Consider the following 21023-nt stretch of genomic DNA (forward strand, 5'->3'; position numbering starts at 1 on the left):
AAAGGAGGATTTCCGAACGATTGTTTAATCCTGAACTGTCATTATTTCCATCTGAACTGCATTGTTTGCTGGAGGGGAATTTGGTATAATAGCAAAGTATTGTAAAAAAGAAAAGGAGTTTCATTATGAAAAAGAATGGTAAAGCTAAAAAGTGGCAATTGTATGCAGCAATCGGTGCTGCCAGTGTAGTTGTATTGGGTGCCGGGGGGATTTTACTCTTTAGACAACCCTCGCAAACCGATGTTAAGGATGAAATACCACATCTAGTAGTGGCAAAAGAGGGAACTGTTGCTTCGTCGGTTTTATTGTCAGGAACAGTAACGGCAAAAAATGAACAATACGTTTATTTTGATGCTAGCAAGGGAGATTTAGATGAAATCCTTGTTTCTGTGGGCGATAAGGTTAGTGAAGGGCAGGCTCTAGTCAAGTACAGTAGTTCAGAAGCGCAGGCGGCCTATGATTCAGCTAGCCGAGCAGTAGTTAAGGCAGATCGTCATATCAATGAACTCAATCAAGCACGAAATGAAGCCGCTTCAGCTCCGGCTCCTCAAGCCTCTGCGCCAGCAGGAGGAGAAGATGCAACGGTGCAAAGTCCAACTCCAGTGGCTGGAAATTCTCTTGCTTCTATTGACGCTCAGTTGGGTGATGCCCGTGATGCTCGTGCAGATGCAGCAGCACAATTAAGTAAGTCTCAAAGTCAGTTAGATGCAATGACGGTTCTCAGTACCCTAGAGGGAACTGTGGTCGAAGTCAACCACAATGTTTCTAAATCTCCAACAGGAGCTAGCCAAGTAGTCGTTCATGTCGTAAGTAATGAAAACTTGCAAGTTAAGGGAGAACTGTCTGAATATAACCTCGCCAACCTATCTGTAGGTCAAGAAGTAAGCTTTACTTCTAAAGTGTATCCTGATAAAAAATGGACTGGGAAATTAAGCTATATTTCTGACTATCCTAAAAACAATGGCGAAGCAGCAAGTACAGCTGTAGCAGCAGGCGGTAATTCTGGCTCTAAATATCCATATACCATCGATGTTACAAGTGAAATCGGTGATTTGAAACAAGGATTCTCAGTAAGTGTTGAGGTCAAAAATAAGAGTAAAGCCATTTTGGTTCCTCTAACAAGTGTTGTGACTGAAAATGATAAGAACTATGTCTGGGTGCTTGACGAGCAGAAAAAGGCCAAGAAAGTGGAAGTTGGTTTGGGCAATGCTGATGCAGACAACCAAGAAATCACTTCAGGTCTGACAAATGGAGTCAAGGTCATCAGTAACCCAACATCTTCCTTGGAAGAAGGAAAAGAGGTGAAGGCTGATGAAGCAACTAATTAGTCTAAAAAATATCTGCAGAAGCTACCGTAACGGTGATCAAGAACTGCAGGTTCTCAAAAATATCAACCTAGAAGTGAATGAGGGTGAATTTGTTGCCATCATGGGACCATCTGGTTCAGGTAAGTCTACTCTCATGAATACGATTGGGATGTTGGATACACCAAGTAGTGGAGAGTATTATCTTGAAGGTCAAGAAGTGGCTGGATTGGGTGAAAAACAACTAGCTAAGGTTCGCAACCAACAAATCGGTTTTGTCTTTCAGCAGTTCTTTCTTCTATCGAAACTCAATGCTCTGCAAAATGTAGAATTGCCCTTGATTTACGCAGGAGTTTCGTCTTCAAAACGTCGCAAGTTGGCTGAGGAGTATTTAGACAAGGTTGAATTGACAGAACGTAGTCACCATTTGCCTTCGGAATTATCTGGTGGTCAAAAGCAACGTGTGGCTATTGCGCGTGCCTTGGTAAACAATCCTTCTATTATTCTAGCAGACGAACCGACAGGAGCCTTGGATACCAAAACAGGGAACCAAATTATGCAACTATTGGTTGACTTGAACAAAGAAGGAAAAACCATTATCATGGTAACGCATGAGCCTGAGATTGCCGCCTATGCTAAACGTCAGATTGTCATTCGAGATGGAGTCATTTCGTCTGACAGTGCTCAGTTAGGAAAGGAGGAAAACTAAGATGCAGAATCTGAAATTTGCCTTTTCATCTATCATGGCTCACAAGATGCGTTCTTTGCTTACCATGATTGGGATTATTATCGGTGTTTCATCAGTTGTTGTGATTATGGCTTTGGGAGATTCCCTATCTCGTCAAGTCAATAAAGATATGACCAAATCTCAGAAAAATATTAGCGTCTTCTTCTCTCCTAAAAAAAGTAAAGATGGGTCTTTTACTCAGAAACAATCAGCTTTTACGGTTTCTGGAAAAGAAGAGGAAGTTCCTGTTGAACCACCAAAACCGCAAGAATCTTGGGTCAAGGAGGCAGCCAAACTCAAGGGAGTGGATAATTACTATGTAACCAACTCAACGAACGCCATCTTGACTTATAAAGATAAAAAAGTTGAAAATGCCAATTTGACAGGTGGAAACAGAACTTACATGGACGCTGTTAAGAATGAAATTATTGCAGGTCGTAGTCTAAGAGAGCAAGATTTCAAAGAGTTTGCAAGTGTCATTTTGCTAGATGAGGAATTGTCCATTAGTTTATTTGGCTCTCCACAAGAGGCTATTAACAAGGTTGTAGAAGTCAATGATTTTAGTTACCGAGTCATTGGGGTTTATACTAGTCCAGAGGCTAAAAGGTCAAAAATATATGGGTTTGGTGGCTTGCCTATTACTACCAATATCTCCCTTGCTGCGAATTTTAATGTAGATGAAATAGCTAGTATTGTCTTTCGAGTGAATGATACCAGTTTAACTCCAACTCTGGGTCCAGAACTGGCACGAAAAATGACAGAACTTGCAGGCTTGCAACAGGGAGAATATCAGGTGGCAGATGAGTCGCTTACATTTGCAGAAATTCAACAATCGTTTAGTTTTATGACGACGATTATCAGTTCCATCGCAGGGATTTCCCTCTTTGTTGGAGGAACTGGTGTTATGAACATCATGCTGGTTTCTGTTACAGAGCGTACCCGTGAGATTGGTCTCCGTAAGGCTTTGGGTGCAACGCGTGCCAATGTTTTAATCCAGTTTTTGATTGAATCCATGATTTTGACCTTGTTAGGTGGCTTAATTGGTTTGACAATTGCAAGTGGTTTAACTGCCTTAGCAGGTTTGTTACTGCAAGGCTTGATTACGGGTATAGAAGTTGGAGTATCAATCCCAGTTGCCCTATTTAGTCTTGCAGTTTCGGCTAGCGTGGGTATGATCTTTGGAGTCTTGCCAGCCAACAAGGCATCGAAACTTGACCCAATCGAAGCCCTTCGTTATGAATAAGATCAACAAGATGGACACTCGTCTATCTTGTTTTTGTATAGATTTCCCTATCAAAAATCCTTAAAAATGTGATATAATGAAGTGTTAGAAAAACAGGTTTCATTTGCCTGGAAAGGAAAAATTATGTCTGAAAAGAATTTTTATATTACAACGCCGATTTACTATCCATCTGGTAAACTTCATATCGGTTCTGCCTACACAACTATCGCCTGTGATGTCCTAGCTCGCTACAAACGCCTGATGGGCTACGATGTCTTTTATTTGACAGGTCTTGATGAACATGGTCAGAAGATCCAGCAGAAAGCGGAAGAAGCTGGCATTACACCACAAGCCTATGTTGATGGAATGGCAGTTGGAGTTAAAGAACTCTGGCAATTACTAAATATTTCATACGATAAATTTATCCGTACAACTGATGACTACCACGAAAAAGTAGTGGCTCAAGTCTTTGAACGCTTGCTGGCTCAAGATGACATCTATTTAGGTGAATATTCTGGTTGGTACTCAGTCTCAGATGAAGAATTCTTTACAGAAAGCCAGCTTGCGGAAGTTTTCCGTGACGAAGCTGGAAATGTGACTGGTGGAATTGCTCCATCAGGTCACGAAGTGGAATGGGTATCTGAAGAGTCTTACTTCCTTCGCCTCAGCAAATACCAAGATCGTTTGGTAGACTTTTTCAAGTCCCATCCTGAATTTATCACTCCAGATGGTCGTCTCAATGAAATGTTACGCAACTTCATCGAGCCAGGTTTAGAGGATTTGGCGGTATCTCGTACCACCTTTACCTGGGGTGTACCAGTCCCATCAAATCCAAAACACGTTGTCTATGTTTGGTTTGATGCTCTACTCAACTATGTGACAGCTCTTGGCTACGATCAAGACGAACACGCTAACTTTGACAAGTTCTGGAACGGAACAGTCTTCCATATGGTTGGAAAAGACATCCTTCGTTTTCACTCAATCTACTGGCCAATCCTTCTTATGATGTTGGATATCAAATTGCCAGAACGTTTAATTGGTCATGGTTGGTTTGTCATGAAAGATGGTAAGATGTCTAAGTCTAAAGGGAATGTTGTCTATCCTGAAATGTTGATAGAGCGTTTTGGACTAGATCCACTTCGTTACTACCTCATGCGTAGCCTTCCAGTTGGTTCAGACGGAACCTTCACTCCAGAAGACTATGTAGGCCGTATCAACTATGAATTGGCCAATGACCTTGGGAACCTCCTCAACCGTACGGTTTCTATGATTAACAAGTATTTTGATGGACAAATTCCTGCCTATGTAGAGGGTGTAACAGAGTTTGATAATACTCTTGCTCAAGTAGCTGCTGAATCAATTGCTGACTACCATAAATACATGGAAGCAGTTGACTACCCACGTGCCCTTGAAGCGGTCTGGACCCTTATCTCTCGTACCAATAAATACATCGATGAGACCGCACCATGGGTTTTGGCCAAGGATAAAGCTCTTCGTGACCAATTGGCAAGTGTTATGAGCCACTTGGCAGCCAGCCTTCGTGTCGTTGCTCACTTGATTGAACCATTTATGATGGAAACCAGTCGTGCAGTCTTGACTCAACTTGGTCTAGCAGAAGTTTCTAGCCTTGAAAACTTGAGTTTGGCTGCTTTCCCTGAGGGTGTAACAGTAGTTGCCAAAGGAACACCAATCTTCCCACGCCTGGATATGGAAGAAGAAATCGCCTATATCAAGGAACAAATGGAAGGTAACAAGCCAGCTGTGGAAAAAGAATGGAATCCAGATGAAGTTGAACTCAAATTAAACAAGGATGAAATCAAGTTTGAAGACTTTGACAAGGTTGAAATCCGTGTCGCAGAAGTCAAAGAAGTTTCTAAAGTTGAAGGCTCTGATAAGTTGCTTCAATTCCGCTTGGATGCTGGTGATGGAGAAGATCGTCAAATCCTCTCAGGAATTGCAAAATACTATCCAAATGAACAAGAATTGGTCGGCAAGAAAGTCCAAATCGTTGCCAACCTCAAACCTCGTAAAATGATGAAGAAATATATCAGCCAAGGTATGATTCTCTCAGCTGAACATGATGGACAATTAACCCTTCTTACAGTTGATCCAGCTGTACCAAATGGAAGTGTGATTGGGTAAAAGTAGACAGGACTAGTTCAGGCTAGTTCTGTTTTTTTTATTTATACTCAATAAAAATCAAAGAGCAATCTAGGAAGCTAGCCACAGGTTGCTCAAAGCACTGCTTTGAGGTTGTAGATGAAACTGACGAAGTCAGCTCAAAACACCGTTTTGAGGTTGTAGATGAAACTGACGAAGTCAGCTCAAAACATGGTTTTGAGGTTGTAGATGAAACTGACGAAGTCAGCTCAAAACATGGTTTTGAGGTTGTGGATAGAACTGACGAAGTCAGTAACCATATCTACTGCAAGGCGACGCTGACGTTGTTTGAAGAGATTTTCGAAGAGTATTAACTATTATGCTTTACAAACTAGTGTGAAAGTGGTATATTATAGATGAAGTTACTAGTAGGTATTACAAAATAGATAGAAGGGGGAAGGGATGAAGGAAACTCAACTATTAAAAGGTGTTCTTGAAGGTTGTGTCTTGGATATGATTGGTCAAAAAGAGCGGTATGGTTATGAGTTGGTTCAGACTTTGCGAGAGGCTGGGTTTGACACTATCGTTCCAGGAACTATTTATCCTTTGTTGCAAAAGTTAGAAAAAAATCAATGGATAAGAGGCGACATGCGCCCGTCGGCAGATGGTCCAGATCGGAAGTATTTTTCATTAACTAAAGAAGGAGAAGAGCGTGTCTCGGTCTTTTGGCAACAATGGGACGATTTGAGTCAAAAAGTAGAAGGAATTAAGAATGGAGGATAAACCATGAAGAAAATGAAGTATTACGAAGAAACAAGCGCTTTGTTACATCAGTTTTCTGAGGAGAATCAGCAGTATTTTGAGGAACTGTGGGATAGTTTTAATCTTGCTGGATTTCTCTATGATGAGGACTATCTCAGAGAGCAAATCTATTTGATGATGTTAGATTTCTCAGAAGCAGAACGAGATGGCATGAGTGCAGAGGATTATCTAGGTAAGAATCCTAAAAAAATAATGAAAGAGATACTCAAGGAAGCACCACGCAGTTCTATCAAGGAGTCACTGTTGACGCCAATTCTTGTCCTAGCGATATTACGTTATTATCAACTACTAAGTGATTTTTCTAAAGGTCCTCTCTTAACAGTCAATTTGCTCACATTTTTAGGGCAACTTCTTCTTTTTCTGATTGGATTTGGACTTGTGGCCACAATCTTACGTTGGGGGCTAGTCCAAGATTCTCCTAAGATGAAAATTGGCACCTATATTGTCGTTGGGATTCTTGTTCTGCTAGTTGTTCTGGGATATGTAGGAATAGGAAGTTTTGTACAAGAAGGAGCATTTTATCTTCCTGCTCCCTGGGATAGTTTGTCTGTCTTTATGATTTCCCTAGTCATCAGTATTTGGAATTGGAAAGAACCGATTTTTCGTCCCTTTGTCAGTATGATTATTGCCCATCTTGTGGTGGGTTCTCTACTCCGTTATTATGAGTGGATGGGAATTTCAAATGTTTTTCTTACAAAGATTATTCCTTTAGCTGTTCTTTTTATTGGCATTTTTCTATTATTCCGTGGGTTTAAGAAGATAAAATGGAGTGAAATATAGTCAAAAAGCCGTTGCAAAGCGGTTTTTTTGTTATAATGAAGGGAAGAATGTTAGAAATTTAAGGAGAAAAATTTGATGAGATACATAACTCTTGGTCAAGATGACAAAGAATTATCAGAAATTGTTCTCGGAATGATGAGAATAGAAGATAAGTCTGTAAAAGAAGTTGAAGAGCTTGTAGAAACAGCACTCTCTGTTGGAATCAATGCTTTTGACTTGGCTGATATTTATGGTCGTGGTCGTTGTGAAGAACTGTTAGGCCTTGTCCTAAAAAATCGTCCAGATTTAAGAGAAGAAATGTGGATTCAGTCAAAATGTGGCATTCGCATTGAAGAATTTACCTATTTTGATTTTTCTAAGGACTATATTATAAAATCAGTTGACGGAATTTTGCAAAGATTGAAGATTGATCATCTAGATAGCTTACTTCTTCATCGACCAGATGCTTTGATGGAATCTGACCAAGTAGCAGAAGCCTTTGATCTCCTTTATAAACAAGGTAAGGTTCGAAATTTTGGAGTTTCTAATCAAAATCCCATGATGATGGAGTTGCTTAAAAAAGATGTCAAGCAGCCGTTAGCTGTTAATCAGCTACAATTGAGTGCGGCTTTTACTCCAGGATTCGAATCAGGTTTTCATGTTAATATGGAAGATAGTCAAGCAGCTATGCGAGATGGCAGCATTTTTGAATATTGCAAATTACACGATGTGGTCATTCAAGCATGGTCTGTCTTACAATTCGGGTATTTTAGAGGGAATTTTGTTGGCAATGAGAAATTTCAAGCTTTAAATCAAGTACTTGATCGCTTAACTATTAAATATGGAGTAACCCCTTCAACTATTGCCATTTCTTGGATATTACGTTATCCAGCCAAAATGCAGGCAGTCGTAGGTACAACAAATCCTAAGCACTTGAGAGAAGTTAGCCAAGCGGGAAACTTTAGCTTAACAAGAAAAGAATGGTATGAAATTTATCTTGCTGCAGGGAATAATTTGCCTTAGGAAAAAATGCATTTAAAGAAATCACAGTCAAAAAAACGTTGGAAAACATTTTTTTGTTATCTGACCATTTGTCTGTCTTGATTCGTTATGTACGGTTCATCAACGGATGATTATGATTTAACTATTCTGATTTATATACTGGTAGGGAAGTAGTATTCCATAATCGACGGCACGATAGTAGATATTATAAAATGGATTAGAGTGATTTTTAGATTTTGATTGAGTATAAAACATCATAGAGAATAAAAAAATGAGGTTGGGATTTTTTGTCCCGACCTATTTTTACATGTAATAAACAATGGCGATGTATTGGAGTGCGGACGCAGCTAGTATAAAGAGATGCCAAATCATGTGGAAATAAGGTTTTTTCTTGGCGTAAAATCCAGCCCCAACTGTATAACAGAGTCCGCCAATTACCATGAGACTCCAGAAAATTGGTGTCGTTTGACTAATAATGGCAGGAATGATAGCTAGAACCAACCAGCCCATAATCAAGTAAAGAGCAAGGCTAAATTTCTCATTGACCTTTTTAGCAAAGATTTTATAGAGAATACCAAAGATGGTCGTTCCCCACTGAATGGCAATAATCAGATAGCCAAACCAGTTATTCATTAAAGTCAATACGACTGGCGTATAAGAGCCAGCAATGGCAACATAAATCATAGAATGATCGATGATTCGCAAAACGTATTTATGGGTAGAACCATAGGCCATAGAGTGGTAAATGGTGGATGATAGAAACATGAGAAAGAGACTAATAACGAAAATGGAAACGCCGATAGATGATAAAAATCCGTGTGCCTCATAACTATAGGTGGATGAAATGGGGAGTAAGATGAGCATGATGACTGCACCTACGGCATGGGTCACGCTATTAGCAATCTCCTCTCCAAAACTGAGTTGTTTGCTGAGTTTAAGACTATTGTTCATCGGATTACCTCCTCTTCAGTATGGTGGATTAAGGCTAGAGTTTGATGATAGAGTTTAACGGTTTGGCAGCTGGTTTGGATAATGGGGTTAGCTGGATCAATTCCTTGGTTCATGTAATCCACAAAAGCGTCGTAGAGTTGGTCTGAACTTGCTTGAGTTTGGAGAGTATTAAGTGTCTGGGCTATTTCTTGAATAGAAAATACAGACTTGAGGCTTGTGATAGCAATCAAACGGGCAATTTGTTGGCGTTGGTATTTTTTCTTGTCAGGCTTTGTCAGGTAACCATGTTTGACATAATTATTGACCATAGATGCTGTTAGGCCCTTGTCTTTATCAGGAGAAATAGGGGCGTAGACCTGATTGACATAGAGCAAAACCTGGTCCAGATAGAGGTCAATGTTTGGAATTTCTGCCCATTTTGGGTAGGAAAAGGTACTTTTCATTTCAAACTCCTTTTTATCTAGTTTTGATAAACAGATTATAAAATAACAAAAACAAAAAGTCAAGTTTTAACTGCTTGTGAAAAGGCTTAAATTATGCTATGATGGGAGAAACTAGTCAGAAATGAGGAGAAAAGATGGAGATTCGATTAGCTTTTCCAAATGAAGTAGATGCCATCATGCAGGTGATGGAGGATGCTAAAAAATGTTTAGCGGATGCTGGTAGTGACCAGTGGCAAAATGGCTATCCAAAAGCAGACATTATTATCGATGATATTATCTCAGGCCAAGCCTATGTAGCCTTGGAAGAAGGAGAACTATTAGCCTATGCTGCTGTAACCAAGAGTCCAGAGGCAGCCTATGAAGCCATTTATGAAGGCAACTGGCAAGCTGGGGAGTCAGAGTACCTAGTCTTTCACCGTATCGCTGTGGCAGCAGATGTGCAGGGACAAGGAGTTGCTCAAACCTTCTTAGAGGGCTTGATTGAAGGATTTGATTATCTAGATTTTCGCTCAGATACGCATGTTGTAAACAAGGCCATGCAGCATATCTTTGAAAAACTCGGATTTAAACAGGTTGGTAAGGTTCCAGTTGATGGCGAACGCTTGGCCTATCAAAAATTGAAGAAATAATGCAAAAGAAGTATGTAAAAATGCACTACTTTTCGCCAATAGGAACCTTGTCTTTGGTTGCCGACGAGCAATATCTGTATGGAATTTGGGTGCAGGAGCAGAAGCATTTTGAGAGAGGGCTAGGAGATGAGCCGATAGAAGCAGTTGTTAGTCATCCCATTTTAGACCCAGTTATTGCTTGCTTAGATGATTACTTTAAAGGCAAGTCTCAGGATTTATCCAACTTGCCCTTGGCTCCAATCGGAACGGATTTTGAAAAGGGAGTTTGGTCCTATTTACAGGAAATTCCTTATGGTCAGACAGTGACCTATGGACAAATAGCCCAAGACCTGCAAGTGGCTTCTGCTCAAGCAATTGGCGGAGCGGTAGGACGCAATCCTTGGTCCATCCTAGTACCCTGTCATCGTGTGCTAGGAGCAGGCAAGCGTCTGACAGGTTATGCTGCAGGAGTGGAAAAGAAAGCTTGGCTCTTGGAGCATGAAGACGCAGATTTTAAAGATATAAAATAGAAAGTGAAAGACATGTTAGAATTTATCGAATATCCAAAATGTTCAACTTGTAAAAAAGCAAAACAAGAATTAAACCAACTCGGTGTGGACTATAAAGCAGTCCACATCGTCGAAGAAACACCTAGCCAAGAAGTCATTTTAAACTGGTTAGAGACCTCAGGTTTCGAATTGAAGCAATTTTTCAACACCAGTGGAATCAAATACCGTGAATTAGGATTGAAAGATAAGGTAGGAAGTTTATCGAACCAAGAAGCGGCTGAGTTGCTAGCAAGTGACGGTATGTTGTTAAAACGGCCCATTTTAGTAGAAAATGGAACTGTTAAGCAAATCGGTTATCGAAAACCTTATGAAGAATTGGGATTGAAATAGTTTTTATCTATCTCTTTGATAGATAAAATATATAACCTCCCTGTTTCAAAGTATGATAAACTAGTAGGTAGACAAAGTCTGTATCTGACCGTAGCAAATAATTTCATTGACGGCAGAAGTATGGTAGAATGAATCATTATCAGGAGAGGATGTTTTTATGAATGTTACAACGATTTTAGCATCAGATTGGTACCAAAACTTGATGCAATTGATTCCGGATGGCAAGCTTTTTAGCCTGCGTTCGGTCTTTGATGGAATTCCGAGAATTGTCCAACAACTTCCAACAACGATTATGTTGACAATTGGTGGTGCCCTTTTTGGCTTGGTTTTGGCACTTCTTTTTGCCATTGTGAAAATCAATCGTGTCAAAATTTTATATCCCTTGCAGGCCTTCTTTGTTAGTTTCTTAAAAGGGACACCGATTTTGGTGCAACTCATGTTGACCTACTACGGAATTCCTTTGGCTTTGAAAGCCCTTAATCAGCAATGGGGGACTGGTCTCAATATCAATGCGATTCCAGCCGCTGCTTTTGCGATTGTAGCCTTTGCTTTTAATGAAGCGGCTTATGCCAGTGAAACCATTCGTGCAGCCATTCTCTCAGTCAATCCTGGTGAGATTGAGGCGGCACGCAGTCTGGGCATGACCCGAGCACAAGTTTATCGTCGCGTGATTATTCCAAATGCGGCCGTTGTGGCGACTCCAACCTTAATCAATTCCCTAATCGGCTTGACCAAGGGAACTTCCCTAGCCTTTAGTGCGGGTGTTGTGGAAGTATTTGCCCAAGCTCAGATTTTGGGTGGTGCCGATTATCGTTACTTTGAACGCTTTATCTCCGTTGCCCTTGTTTATTGGGTAGTCAATATCGGAATTGAAAGCCTCGGTCGTTTCATCGAGAGAAAAATGGCTATTTCTGCACCCGATACAGTGCAAACAGATGTGAAAGGAGACCTTCGTTAATGATTAAGATTTCGAATTTAAGCAAATCCTTTTCAGGACAGACTGTCTTGGATCATCTGAACTTGGATATTCAAAAAGGGGAAGTTGTAGCCTTGATTGGTTCTTCAGGAGCTGGAAAATCAACTTTCCTTCGCAGTCTCAATTATCTTGAAACACCTGACAGTGGCTCTATTCAGATTGATGATTTCTCAGTTGATTTTTCTAAGATTACTCAAGAAGAAATACTTGCCCTACGCCGTAAGCTGTCCATGGTTTTCCAACAGTTTAATTTGTTTGAACGCCGAACAGCACTTGATAATGTGAAAGAAGGCTTGGTTGTTGTTAAGAAATTATCCGACCAAGAAGCGACTAAGATTGCCAAGGAAGAGTTGGCTAAGGTTGGGCTTTCGGACCGTGAAAACCATTATCCTCGCCATTTATCAGGTGGACAGAAGCAACGGGTTGCCCTCGCGCGTGCTCTTGCCATGAAACCAGATGTCTTGCTCTTAGATGAACCAACTTCAGCCCTTGACCCAGAATTGGTTGGTGAAGTAGAAAAATCTATTGCAGATGCTGCTAAGTCAGGTCAAACCATGATTTTGGTCAGTCATGACATGTCCTTTGTAGCCCAAGTGGCTGATAAGATTCTCTTCTTAGATAAGGGGAAAATTATCGAGTCTGGAACACCAGATGAGATTATCCACCATCCTAAAGAAGAGCGGACAAAAGAATTCTTCGCTAGTTACAAACGGACTTATATTTGATATAATAGATAAAGAAAAACTCAGTTAGCTGGACTAGCTGAGTTTACTCTTTAAAAAAGATAGAAATGAGAGAAATCATGCTACTGCAACTATTTTCTTTATATTTCGAGAGTTTGATCTTGACCACCATCCTCGTCCTGATTTTTTTAGGGATTTGGATTGGACTGAGAGCCATGTCGGGAGTGGATAAGACAGCCAAGGCTCGCCAAGCCCATCTCTATGATATGATTATGATTGGTGTCTTGGTTGTTCCAGTATTATCCTTTGCGGTTATGAGTTTAATTCTTGTTTTCAAAGCATAATCCTTGCGTGATTGACAAGAAAGAGTTAGAATAAAGATAGTTACAACAAGAAAGAAGGAATCTATATGTACGATACTATTATTATCGGTGCTGGACCTGCAGGTATGACTGCAGCCTTGTATGCTGCTCGAAGCAATTTGAAAGTAGCCTTGATTGAAGGTGGTCTGCCAGGTGGTCAGATGAATAATACATCTGATATTGAAAATTACCCAGGATACGCTAATATTAGTGGGCCAGAATTGGCAGAGAAGATGTTTGAGCCGCTTGAAAATCTTGGTGTTGAGCACATTTATGGTTATGTTGAAAATATAGAAGACCATGGTGATTTTAAGAAAGTGATGACTGATGACCAAACATATGAAACACGTACCGTTATCGTAGCAACTGGTTCTAAACACCGTCCTTTGGGAGTGTCTGGAGAAGAAGAACTGAATAGTCGTGGTGTTTCTTACTGTGCCGTGTGTGATGGCGCTTTCTTCCGTGACCAAGATTTGTTGGTAGTCGGTGGTGGAGATTCAGCTGTTGAAGAAGCCCTCTTCTTGACTCGCTTTGCTAAGACTGTTACCATTGTTCACCGTCGTGACCAACTTCGTGCCCAAAAGGTTTTACAAGATCGCGCCTTTGCGAATGAGAAAATTAGCTTTATCTGGGATTCTGTAGTTAAGGAAATCAAGGGTGAAAACAGAGTAGAATCTGTCGTTTTTGAAAATGTGAAAACAGGTCAAGTGACAGAGCAAGCCTTCGGTGGTGTCTTTATCTATGTTGGTTTGGACCCTCTTAGCGATTTTGTTAAAGAATTGAATATTCAAGATCAGGCAGGTTGGATTGTGACAGATAACCACATGAAAACTGCAGTTGATGGTATCTTTGCAGTTGGAGATGTTCGTTTGAAAGATCTTCGCCAAGTAACAACAGCAGTTGGAGATGGAGCTATCGCTGGTCAAGAAGCTTATAAATTTATCACAGAACATAGTTAATTATAAAAACGCATAGTATCAGATTTACAAAAAATTTGACACTATGCGCTTTATTGTGGGAAAATTAATTTCATTTTCTACTGAAATTGAGTTTTGCCAGCCTCTTATATTTTTAGAAAAATCCTTTAATCTTTCCAACGAGGCCATCAAGACCTTCAGAACCAGAAATCAACTGCTGAGCTTGAGAGAAGTATTCTCCAAGTTGGTCTTGGTTTTCTGCAACAAATGTCTTTGCAGCTTCGAAATCTTTTGTTTCGATTAATTCTTTTACTTGGTTAAACAAATCTAATGGGTTCATCCTATTTCTCCTTTTCTATACTTACCTATTTAATCATCTTTATGGTAAAAAATCAACTGTTGCTACTTTTGGCTAGGACCTGTTTTTATCTACAAGTTCTCATAACTAAGATTCTAACTACCAAAACAAGGTAGACATAAAAATAAAAATGTTCGGTTTTTTCTAGTGTATCCATGAAATAAAAACGGATACATGTTATAATAGAAATAGCTCTTTAATGGAGGTGTTTGAGTGGAAAATCTGAAGAAAATGGCAGGTATCAAGGCTGCTGAGTTTGTCAAGGATGGAATGGTCGTTGGACTTGGAACAGGCTCGACTGCCTATTATTTTGTCGAAGAAATCGGTCGTCGTATCAAGGAAGAAGGACTGCAGATTACAGCTGTAACAACTTCTAGTGTGACCACTAAACAGGCAGAAGGCCTTAATATCCCACTCAAGTCTATTGACCAAGTAGACTTTGTCGATGTGACGGTTGATGGTGCAGATGAAGTGGATAGTCAGTTTAACGGAATCAAAGGCGGTGGTGGTGCCCTTCTGATGGAGAAAGTTGTAGCAACGCCCTCAAAAGAATACATTTGGGTAGTTGATGAAAGCAAGCTGGTCGAGAAACTAGGTGCTTTTAAATTGCCAGTAGAAGTGGTTCAGTATGGTGCAGAGCAGGTCTTTCGTCATTTTGAACGAGCTGGCTACAAACCAAGTTTCCGTGAAAAAGATGGCCAACGTTTTGTGACCGATATGCAGAATTTTATCATCGATCTTGCCTTGGATGTCATTGAAGATCCAATTGCTTTCGGACAAGAATTGGACCATGTCGTTGGTGTCGTAGAGCACGGTTTATTCAACCAAATGGTGGACAAGGTCATCGTTGCTGGACGAGATGGGGTTCAGACTTTAACCTCAAGAAAAGAAAAATAGAAGGGGGCATAAGATGTCTAAATTTAATCGTATTCATTTGGTGGTACTGGATTCTGTAGGAATCGGTGCTGCACCAGATGCTAATAACTTTGTCAATGCAGGGGTTCCAGATGGAGCTTCTGACACACTGGGACACATTTCCAAATCAGTTGGTTTGAATGTGCCAAACATGGCTAAAATCGGTCTTGGAAATATTCCTCGTGAAACTCCTCTTAAGACTGTACCGGCAGAAAGCAGTCCAACAGGATATGCAACAAAATTAGAGGAAGTATCTCTTGGTAAGGATACTATGACTGGACACTGGGAAATCATGGGACTCAACATTACGGAGCCTTTCGATACTTTCTGGAACGGGTTCCCAGAAGAAATCTTGACAAAAATCGAAGAATTTTCAGGACGCAAGGTCATTCGTGAAGCAAACAAACCTTACTCAGGAACAGCTGTTATCGATGATTTTGGACCACGTCAGATGGAAACTGGAGAGTTGATTATCTATACTTCAGCTGACCCAGTCTTGCAAATTGCTGCCCACGAAGACATCATTCCTCTTGATGAATTGTACCGTATCTGTGAATACGCTCGTTCGATTACCCTTGAGCGTCCTGCTCTTCTAGGTCGTATCATTGCCCGTCCTTATGTGGGTGAGCCAGGTAACTTCACTCGTACAGCTAACCGTCGTGACTTGGCCGTTTCTCCATTTGCCCCAACTGTTTTGGATAAATTGAATGAGGCTGGTATCGATACTTATGCTGTTGGTAAAATCAACGATATCTTTAACGGAGCTGGTATCAATCATGACATGGGCCACAACAAGTCAAACAGCCACGGAATTGATACATTATTGAAGACCATGGGCCTTGCTGAGTTTGAAAAAGGATTCTCATTCACAAACTTGGTTGACTTTGATGCCCTTTACGGCCACCGTCGTAATGCTCATGGCTATCGTGATTGCTTGCATGAGTTTGATGAACGCTTGCCTGAAATTATCGCAGCCATGCGAGAGAACGACCTTCTCTTGATTACTGCTGACCATGGAAATGACCCAACCTATGCAGGAACAGACCACACTCGGGAATATATCCCACTTTTGGCTTACAGTCCTGCTTTTAAAGGACATGGTGTCATTCCAGTAGGACATTTTGCAGATATTTCAGCGACTGTTGCCGATAACTTTGGTGTTGAAACAGCCATGATTGGGGAAAGTTTCTTAGATAAATTGGTATAAAATGACGCACTATGCTTTGCTGGTGAGGGGTATTAATGTTGGTGGCAAGAATAAGGTCGTCATGGCGGAGCTTCGTCAAGAACTGACAGAATTGGAACTGGAAAAGGTTGAAAGCTACATCAACAGTGGCAATATTTTCTTTACTTCGGCAGACTCAAAATCCCAATTGATTGAAAAATTAGAGACTTTCTTTGCAGTCCATTATCCATTTATTCAGAGATTTTCCCTAATGAGTCAAGAAGACTATGAAGCAGAAGTGGAGAATCTACCAGCTTGGTGGAATGAAGATTTGGCACGAAAAGACGTCCTCTTTTACACTGAGGGCTTGGACGTGGAGCAAGTCATCGCGACAGTTGAAAGTTTAGAGCTGAAAGATGAGGTGCTTCATTTTGGAAGACTTGGTATTTTCTGGGGAAAATTCTCTGAAGAAACCTACTCTAAAACTGCCTATCACAAGTACTTGCTGAAGGTGCCTTTCTATCGCAATATTACTATTCGCAATGCCAAAACCTTTGACAAAATCGGTCAAATGCTAAAAACTAATAAAGGAGACACACAATGACATTTTTAGATAAAATCAATGAAACAGCTGCCTTCCTGAAAGACAAGGGAATTCAAGCACTTGAGTTCGGTCTAATCCTTGGGTCAGGTCTTGGAGAATTGGCAGAAGAAATCGAAAATCCAGTTGTAGTAGACTATGCTGAGATTCCAAACTGGGGCCGTTCAACAGTAGTTGGTCACGCTGGGAAATTGGTATATGGTGAGCTGGCAGGTCGCAAGGTCTTGGCTCTTCAAGGTCGCTTCCATTTCTACGAAGGGAATCCTCTGGAAGTGGTGACTTTCCCAGTACGTGTCATGAAAGTTCTTGGATGTGAAGGTGTCATTGTAACCAATGCAGCTGGTGGTATTGGATATGGCCCTGGTACCTTGATGGCTATCTCAGACCATATCAATATGACGGGGCAAAACCCATTGATGGGTGAAAATTTGGATGACTTTGGTCCTCGTTTCCCAGATATGTCTAAGGCCTACACTCTAGAATACCGTGCTACTGCCCATGAAGTGGCTAAAAAACTTGGTATCAAGCTTGATGAAGGTGTCTATATCGGTGTAACCGGTCCAACTTATGAAACACCAGCAGAAATCCGTGCTTATAAGACACTGGGAGCAGATGCGGTTGGTATGTCTACGGTTCCTGAAGTGATCGTGGCAGCCCACTCAGGTTTGAAAGTTCTAGGAATTTCATGTATTACTAACTTTGCGGCTGGTTTCCAAGAAGAACTCAATCACGAAGAAGTTGTAGAAGTAACCGAACGTGTCAAAGGTGATTTCAAAGGCTTGCTTAAAGCTATTCTTGCAGAATTGTAAGAAAAAAGATTTAAAAGGGGGAATGCCTCTTTCCTTTCATGGTTGACTATTCGGAACAAAGAAGAAACATAGGTAGACTATGGGTTTCTTCCTACTCTTGTACCTGAAAGAGTCTGACAGTTAGCATTGTGAAAGACAAGATTCTAGGATACTAGCATTAGCTTCCTACCAAGCAGACTAGGATGATAAGGAAAGATAAGAATGAATTTATACTCAATGAAAATCAAAGAGCAAACTAGGAAGTTAGCCGCAGGTTGCTCAAAACACAGTTTTGAGGTTGTAGATAAGACTGACGAAGTCAGTGACCATATCTACGGTAAGGCGACGCTGACGTGGTTTGAAGAGATTTTCGAAGAGTATTACTTTCTGAATTTCTCAACCTTGTCTTATATAGGGGACAAGGAGATTTAGTTTGAGTCTGCTTATAAATAAACGAAAAGAAAGATAAGAAATAATGAAAATTGGTCAACGAATTATGCGCTTTGGCATAAAAAAATTAAGTATCGGAGTTGTATCTGTTGCAGTCGGCTTCGCATTTCTAGCTCCAGCTGGAATTTCAGCCAATGAAGTAAAACAAGATGTAACATCTGAAGTGGCAACAAGAGTGCCAGATTCTAAGGAGGAATTGAGAGAGCCGGAAAATGTTGCTCCAAAACGAGAAACTCCTCTTAGAGAGGAGCCAAGACTAGCTCCTCAACCGCTTCCGGAAGCAAGTGAAGTTCTTGAAAACAAAAGGGAAGAGTCAAAAGTAGAGATAACCGAGCCGGTTCAAGACTCACCTGTTCATGCTCCTGTAGAAGAAACTAAAGAAGAAGTTGTGACAGAAAAACCAACAAATACTCGTTCTCTAACCGCAGAAGATTTGGTGAAGATTTCCAAAGGGGAATTGCATTTAGAAAATGATTTGATTGATGAATCTCTCTATGGTGAAAAAGTTCTTGATTTGGAAGGGGATGATGACCAAGATGGCCTCAAAAACAAAGATGAACTTTATGTTTACAACAAAGATGGTAAGGATTATCTAGGATATAACAGTCATCCCTTGCTAGCAGACAGTGATGGGGATGGTTTGGCAGATGGAGAAGATGACAATAAGAAAGAATGGTATGTCACAGACCGTGATTCTCTTCTCTTTATGGAGTTAGCCTATCGAGACGATGATTATATTGAGAAAATTTTAGATCATAAGAATCCTTTCCCTAGTCTCTATCTTGACCGTCAAGAATACAAACTCATGCACAATGAATTGGCTCCTTTCTGGAAGATGAAAAAAGCCTACCATACAGATAGTGGCTTGGATGCTTTCTTATTTGAGACCAAGAGCGACCTTCCTTATCTCAAAGATGGAACGGTGCACATGTTGGCTATTCGTGGAACGCGAGTTAATGACGCCAAGGACTTAAGTGCAGATTTGGTTTTATTAGGCGGAAATAAACCAGCTCAAGCGGATGATATCCGTAAGATTGTTGGGGAATTAGCCAAGGATACAAGTATTACCAAGTTGTATATGACAGGTCATTCTCTTGGAGGCTACCTAGCTCAGATTGCAGCGGTTGAAGCTTACCAAAAATATCCTGATTTTTATAACCATGTATTACGGAAAGTGACGACTTTCAGTGCTCCTAAAGTGATTACTTCCAGAACTGTTTGGAATGCTAAGAATGGTTTCTGGGATGTTGGTTTGGAAAGCCGTAAATTAGCTGTTAGTGGAAAAATTAAGCATTATGTGGTTGATAATGATAATGTTGTGACTCCCTTGATTCATAATGATCGTGATATTGTTACATTTACAGGTAATTCACGCTTTAAACACCGTTCTCGTGGCTATTTTGAAAGTCGAATGAATGATATTCCTAACTTTAATATTGGTAAACGAGCTACCTTGGATAAACATGGTTATCGTGATCCGAAATTGGATAAAGTGCGATTCTTTAAGAAACAGACTCTGCCTCAATCTTCTAGTCAACCAAGCGCTGAACCAATGGAAAATATTGCCTTAGGAAAACAGGTTACTCAAAGTTCGACAGCTTTCGGAGGAGATGCTAGAAGAGCTGTGGATGGCAAAGTTGATGGTAACTATGGTCACAATTCTGTCACTCATACCAATTTCCAATCTAAACCTTGGTGGCAAGTAGATTTGGCTAAAGAAGAAACCATTCGCCAAATCAATATTTACAACCGCACAGACACTGCCCAGGATAGATTGGCAAACTTTGATGTCATTCTTTTAGATAGTTTTGGTAAAGAAATTGAGAGAAAACGCATAACATCTCTTAAAGATGTGTCAGCACAAATTGCGATTAACCATAAAAAAGCGCGCTATGTTCGAATTGAGCTAGAAGGCTATAATGCTCTCAGTCTTGCAGAAGTCCAAGTGTATCGTGCTGAGAATATCGCTTGGAAAAAACAAGCTAAGCAAAGTTCTACTGATTTTGGAGGAGATGCTAGTCGTGCCTTGGATGGCAATACCAATAGTAGTTATAGCCAGCAATCAATTACCCATACAAAATTTGAAAACCAGCCTTGGTGGGAAGTTGATTTAGGTCGTACAGAACAGGTAGGACTTGTTCGCCTTCATAACCGTGGGGATGGAGAACTTTCTAAACGTCTGTCAGACTTTGATGTGATTTTGTATGATGAAAAAGGGAAAGAAGTTGCTAGACAGTATGTTTCTAAACTTGACGGAACGAGCTTGGATGTTCAATTAAATGGGAAATTGGGACGCCGTGTTCGTGTGCAACTACGTAAGAACAATCAAGCCCTCAGTCTTGCAGAAGTAGAAGTTTTCCGCTTTATCGCTACGAATGGTGAGACGGCGACACAAGTTTCTAAGCCAGTTCAACCAATCAGTCAGACGCCTGTGAAAGACAAAACATTGACAATTCAACATAGTGGAGCTTATATTGCCCGCTACTCTATAACTTGGGAAGAAGTTACAGTAGATAAAGATGGACACCAAGTTGTTCGTAGTCGTTCTTGGGAAGGAAACGGTCGCAACCAGACTGCAGGTTTTGTCCTCAACCTCCCAATCAAAGAAAATATGAGAAATCTGCGAATTAAGATTGAGAAAAAGACAGGTCTACTATGGAATAGATGGCAAACAATCTATGAAAACAGACCAATTTTAGCTCAACCCCACCGTAAAATTACCCATTGGGGAACAACATTAAATTCTAAGATTTCTGATGACGATGTCTTGTAAAAAATCCTACTATTTAATAATGGGATGATTTAGTTTATAAGATAAGAACTACCTGAGCTTGAATAGAACTCAGGTAGCTCTCTGTGAAAGAACAAAATTAATACTCAATGAAAATCAAAGAGCAAACTAGGAAACTAGTCGCAGGCTGCTCAAAGCACTGCTTTGAGGTTGTAGATATAACTGACGAAGTCAGCTCAA

23 protein-coding genes are annotated in these 21023 nt (G+C 40.5%); 20 read left to right on the plus strand and 3 right to left on the minus strand.

Annotation, left to right across the window (positions count from 1 at the left end; translation table 11 throughout):
* Window positions 1-122: 122 nt before the first annotated feature.
* The 7 genes from HT714_RS06070 to HT714_RS06100 all read left to right on the plus strand — a co-directional run bounded on the left by HT714_RS06070 (window position 123) and on the right by HT714_RS06100 (window position 7957).
* The gene (locus HT714_RS06070; protein WP_173226763.1) at window positions 123-1328 is read left to right on the plus strand and encodes an efflux RND transporter periplasmic adaptor subunit; all 1206 of its coding nucleotides are present in this window, start codon (window positions 123-125) and stop codon (window positions 1326-1328) included.
* Window positions 1312-2013: an ABC transporter ATP-binding protein gene (locus HT714_RS06075; RefSeq protein ID WP_173251649.1), complete on the plus strand. Its 702-nt coding sequence runs from the start codon at window positions 1312-1314 to the stop codon at window positions 2011-2013. The genes HT714_RS06070 and HT714_RS06075 overlap by 17 nt, the downstream gene beginning before the upstream one ends.
* 1 nt (window position 2014) lies before the next feature.
* Window positions 2015-3274, plus strand: coding sequence for an ABC transporter permease (locus HT714_RS06080; RefSeq protein ID WP_173226642.1), 1260 nt, complete (start codon window positions 2015-2017; stop codon window positions 3272-3274).
* 123 nt (window positions 3275-3397) lie between these two features.
* Complete coding sequence (gene metG, locus HT714_RS06085) at window positions 3398-5395, plus strand: methionine--tRNA ligase (protein WP_173226640.1); 1998 nt, start codon at window positions 3398-3400, stop codon at window positions 5393-5395.
* A gap of 420 nt (window positions 5396-5815) precedes the next feature.
* Window positions 5816-6136, plus strand: a complete 321-nt coding sequence (locus HT714_RS06090) for a PadR family transcriptional regulator (protein WP_173226638.1) — start codon at window positions 5816-5818, stop codon at window positions 6134-6136.
* Window positions 6137-6139: 3 nt separating this feature from the next.
* Window positions 6140-6955 (plus strand): hypothetical protein, encoded by an 816-nt coding sequence (locus HT714_RS06095; protein ID WP_173226636.1) that lies wholly within the window; start codon window positions 6140-6142, stop codon window positions 6953-6955.
* A gap of 75 nt (window positions 6956-7030) precedes the next feature.
* Window positions 7031-7957 carry an aldo/keto reductase gene (locus HT714_RS06100; protein WP_173226634.1) on the plus strand — a complete coding sequence of 309 codons (927 nt, stop codon included), beginning with the start codon at window positions 7031-7033 and terminating at the stop codon, window positions 7955-7957.
* 282 nt (window positions 7958-8239) lie between these two features.
* Here HT714_RS06100 and HT714_RS06105 read toward each other — a convergent pair whose 3' ends face one another.
* Both HT714_RS06105 and HT714_RS06110 read right to left on the minus strand, forming a co-directional pair.
* On the minus strand, window positions 8240-8887 hold the full coding sequence (locus tag HT714_RS06105; protein ID WP_173226632.1) for a hemolysin III family protein: 648 nt from the start codon (window positions 8885-8887) through the stop codon (window positions 8240-8242).
* The gene (locus HT714_RS06110; RefSeq protein ID WP_173226630.1) at window positions 8884-9330 is read right to left on the minus strand and encodes a DUF1836 domain-containing protein; all 447 of its coding nucleotides are present in this window, start codon (window positions 9328-9330) and stop codon (window positions 8884-8886) included. Before HT714_RS06110 ends, HT714_RS06105 begins: the two co-directional genes overlap by 4 nt.
* A 134-nt stretch (window positions 9331-9464) precedes the next feature.
* Here HT714_RS06110 and HT714_RS06115 point away from each other — a divergent pair, with 134 nt between their 5' ends.
* The 7 genes from HT714_RS06115 (at window position 9465) to trxB (ending at window position 13817) form a co-directional block, all read left to right on the plus strand.
* Window positions 9465-9959, plus strand: a complete 495-nt coding sequence (locus HT714_RS06115) for a GNAT family N-acetyltransferase (RefSeq protein ID WP_173251651.1) — start codon at window positions 9465-9467, stop codon at window positions 9957-9959.
* The gene (locus tag HT714_RS06120; protein ID WP_173226626.1) at window positions 9959-10468 is read left to right on the plus strand and encodes a methylated-DNA--[protein]-cysteine S-methyltransferase; all 510 of its coding nucleotides are present in this window, start codon (window positions 9959-9961) and stop codon (window positions 10466-10468) included. Before HT714_RS06115 ends, HT714_RS06120 begins: the two co-directional genes overlap by 1 nt.
* Window positions 10469-10480: 12 nt before the next feature.
* Window positions 10481-10837, plus strand: a complete 357-nt coding sequence (locus HT714_RS06125; RefSeq protein ID WP_000889092.1) for an arsenate reductase family protein — start codon at window positions 10481-10483, stop codon at window positions 10835-10837.
* Window positions 10838-10994: 157 nt separating this feature from the next.
* Window positions 10995-11795, plus strand: a complete 801-nt coding sequence (locus HT714_RS06130) for an amino acid ABC transporter permease (protein WP_001103449.1) — start codon at window positions 10995-10997, stop codon at window positions 11793-11795.
* On the plus strand, window positions 11795-12538 hold the full coding sequence (locus HT714_RS06135; RefSeq protein WP_000590982.1) for an amino acid ABC transporter ATP-binding protein: 744 nt from the start codon (window positions 11795-11797) through the stop codon (window positions 12536-12538). The genes HT714_RS06130 and HT714_RS06135 overlap by 1 nt, the downstream gene beginning before the upstream one ends.
* A gap of 77 nt (window positions 12539-12615) precedes the next feature.
* Window positions 12616-12840: a DUF4059 family protein gene (locus HT714_RS06140; RefSeq protein ID WP_000926599.1), complete on the plus strand. Its 225-nt coding sequence runs from the start codon at window positions 12616-12618 to the stop codon at window positions 12838-12840.
* 65 nt (window positions 12841-12905) lie between these two features.
* Window positions 12906-13817, plus strand: a complete 912-nt coding sequence (trxB, locus tag HT714_RS06145) for a thioredoxin-disulfide reductase (RefSeq protein ID WP_173226624.1) — start codon at window positions 12906-12908, stop codon at window positions 13815-13817.
* Between the two features lie 112 nt (window positions 13818-13929).
* On the opposite strand, the gene HT714_RS06150 is transcribed toward trxB, so the two are convergent.
* On the minus strand, window positions 13930-14115 hold the full coding sequence (locus tag HT714_RS06150) for a hypothetical protein (protein WP_001068557.1): 186 nt from the start codon (window positions 14113-14115) through the stop codon (window positions 13930-13932).
* 231 nt (window positions 14116-14346) lie between these two features.
* Here HT714_RS06150 and rpiA point away from each other — a divergent pair, with 231 nt between their 5' ends.
* The 6 genes from rpiA (at window position 14347) to HT714_RS09855 (ending at window position 20825) form a co-directional block, all read left to right on the plus strand.
* On the plus strand, window positions 14347-15030 hold the full coding sequence (rpiA, locus tag HT714_RS06155; protein ID WP_173226622.1) for a ribose-5-phosphate isomerase RpiA: 684 nt from the start codon (window positions 14347-14349) through the stop codon (window positions 15028-15030).
* Window positions 15031-15043: 13 nt separating this feature from the next.
* A complete protein-coding gene (locus HT714_RS06160) occupies window positions 15044-16255 on the plus strand; it encodes a phosphopentomutase (protein WP_173226620.1) in 1212 nt (403 codons plus the stop codon).
* A 1-nt stretch (window position 16256) separates the two neighbouring features.
* Entirely contained in the window at window positions 16257-16817 is a 561-nt protein-coding gene (locus HT714_RS06165; RefSeq protein WP_173226618.1) for a DUF1697 domain-containing protein, read from the plus strand.
* A complete protein-coding gene (locus tag HT714_RS06170; protein WP_173226616.1) occupies window positions 16814-17623 on the plus strand; it encodes a purine-nucleoside phosphorylase in 810 nt (269 codons plus the stop codon). Before HT714_RS06165 ends, HT714_RS06170 begins: the two co-directional genes overlap by 4 nt.
* Window positions 17624-17824: 201 nt before the next feature.
* Window positions 17825-18034 carry a hypothetical protein gene (locus HT714_RS09680; protein WP_240148104.1) on the plus strand — a complete coding sequence of 70 codons (210 nt, stop codon included), beginning with the start codon at window positions 17825-17827 and terminating at the stop codon, window positions 18032-18034.
* A gap of 43 nt (window positions 18035-18077) precedes the next feature.
* On the plus strand, window positions 18078-20825 hold the full coding sequence (locus HT714_RS09855; protein WP_173226615.1) for a thiol-activated cytolysin C-terminal domain-containing protein: 2748 nt from the start codon (window positions 18078-18080) through the stop codon (window positions 20823-20825).
* The last annotated feature ends 198 nt before the right edge of the window (window positions 20826-21023 follow it).

The organism is Streptococcus sp. 3705, assembly GCF_013277145.1.
In the GTDB taxonomy this organism is placed as follows: domain Bacteria; phylum Bacillota; class Bacilli; order Lactobacillales; family Streptococcaceae; genus Streptococcus.

Excerpts from the sequence above, each read along its gene's own strand:
- HT714_RS06075 (WP_173251649.1), top strand. The coding sequence starts at position 1,312 with ATGAAGCAACTAATTAGTCTAAAAAATATCTGCAGAAGCTACCGTAAC.
- HT714_RS06080 (WP_173226642.1), top strand. The coding sequence starts at position 2,015 with ATGCAGAATCTGAAATTTGCCTTTTCATCTATCATGGCTCACAAGATG.
- metG (WP_173226640.1), top strand. The coding sequence starts at position 3,398 with ATGTCTGAAAAGAATTTTTATATTACAACGCCGATTTACTATCCATCT.
- HT714_RS06090 (WP_173226638.1), top strand. The coding sequence starts at position 5,816 with ATGAAGGAAACTCAACTATTAAAAGGTGTTCTTGAAGGTTGTGTCTTG.
- HT714_RS06095 (WP_173226636.1), top strand. The coding sequence starts at position 6,140 with ATGAAGAAAATGAAGTATTACGAAGAAACAAGCGCTTTGTTACATCAG.
- HT714_RS06100 (WP_173226634.1), top strand. The coding sequence starts at position 7,031 with ATGAGATACATAACTCTTGGTCAAGATGACAAAGAATTATCAGAAATT.
- HT714_RS06105 (WP_173226632.1), bottom strand. The coding sequence starts at position 8,887 with ATGAACAATAGTCTTAAACTCAGCAAACAACTCAGTTTTGGAGAGGAG.
- HT714_RS06110 (WP_173226630.1), bottom strand. The coding sequence starts at position 9,330 with ATGAAAAGTACCTTTTCCTACCCAAAATGGGCAGAAATTCCAAACATT.
- HT714_RS06115 (WP_173251651.1), top strand. The coding sequence starts at position 9,465 with ATGGAGATTCGATTAGCTTTTCCAAATGAAGTAGATGCCATCATGCAG.
- HT714_RS06120 (WP_173226626.1), top strand. The coding sequence starts at position 9,959 with ATGCAAAAGAAGTATGTAAAAATGCACTACTTTTCGCCAATAGGAACC.
- HT714_RS06125 (WP_000889092.1), top strand. The coding sequence starts at position 10,481 with ATGTTAGAATTTATCGAATATCCAAAATGTTCAACTTGTAAAAAAGCA.
- HT714_RS06130 (WP_001103449.1), top strand. The coding sequence starts at position 10,995 with ATGAATGTTACAACGATTTTAGCATCAGATTGGTACCAAAACTTGATG.
- HT714_RS06135 (WP_000590982.1), top strand. The coding sequence starts at position 11,795 with ATGATTAAGATTTCGAATTTAAGCAAATCCTTTTCAGGACAGACTGTC.
- HT714_RS06140 (WP_000926599.1), top strand. The coding sequence starts at position 12,616 with ATGCTACTGCAACTATTTTCTTTATATTTCGAGAGTTTGATCTTGACC.
- trxB (WP_173226624.1), top strand. The coding sequence starts at position 12,906 with ATGTACGATACTATTATTATCGGTGCTGGACCTGCAGGTATGACTGCA.
- HT714_RS06150 (WP_001068557.1), bottom strand. The coding sequence starts at position 14,115 with ATGAACCCATTAGATTTGTTTAACCAAGTAAAAGAATTAATCGAAACA.
- HT714_RS06160 (WP_173226620.1), top strand. The coding sequence starts at position 15,044 with ATGTCTAAATTTAATCGTATTCATTTGGTGGTACTGGATTCTGTAGGA.
- HT714_RS06165 (WP_173226618.1), top strand. The coding sequence starts at position 16,257 with ATGACGCACTATGCTTTGCTGGTGAGGGGTATTAATGTTGGTGGCAAG.
- HT714_RS06170 (WP_173226616.1), top strand. The coding sequence starts at position 16,814 with ATGACATTTTTAGATAAAATCAATGAAACAGCTGCCTTCCTGAAAGAC.
- HT714_RS09680 (WP_240148104.1), top strand. The coding sequence starts at position 17,825 with ATGAATTTATACTCAATGAAAATCAAAGAGCAAACTAGGAAGTTAGCC.
- HT714_RS09855 (WP_173226615.1), top strand. The coding sequence starts at position 18,078 with ATGAAAATTGGTCAACGAATTATGCGCTTTGGCATAAAAAAATTAAGT.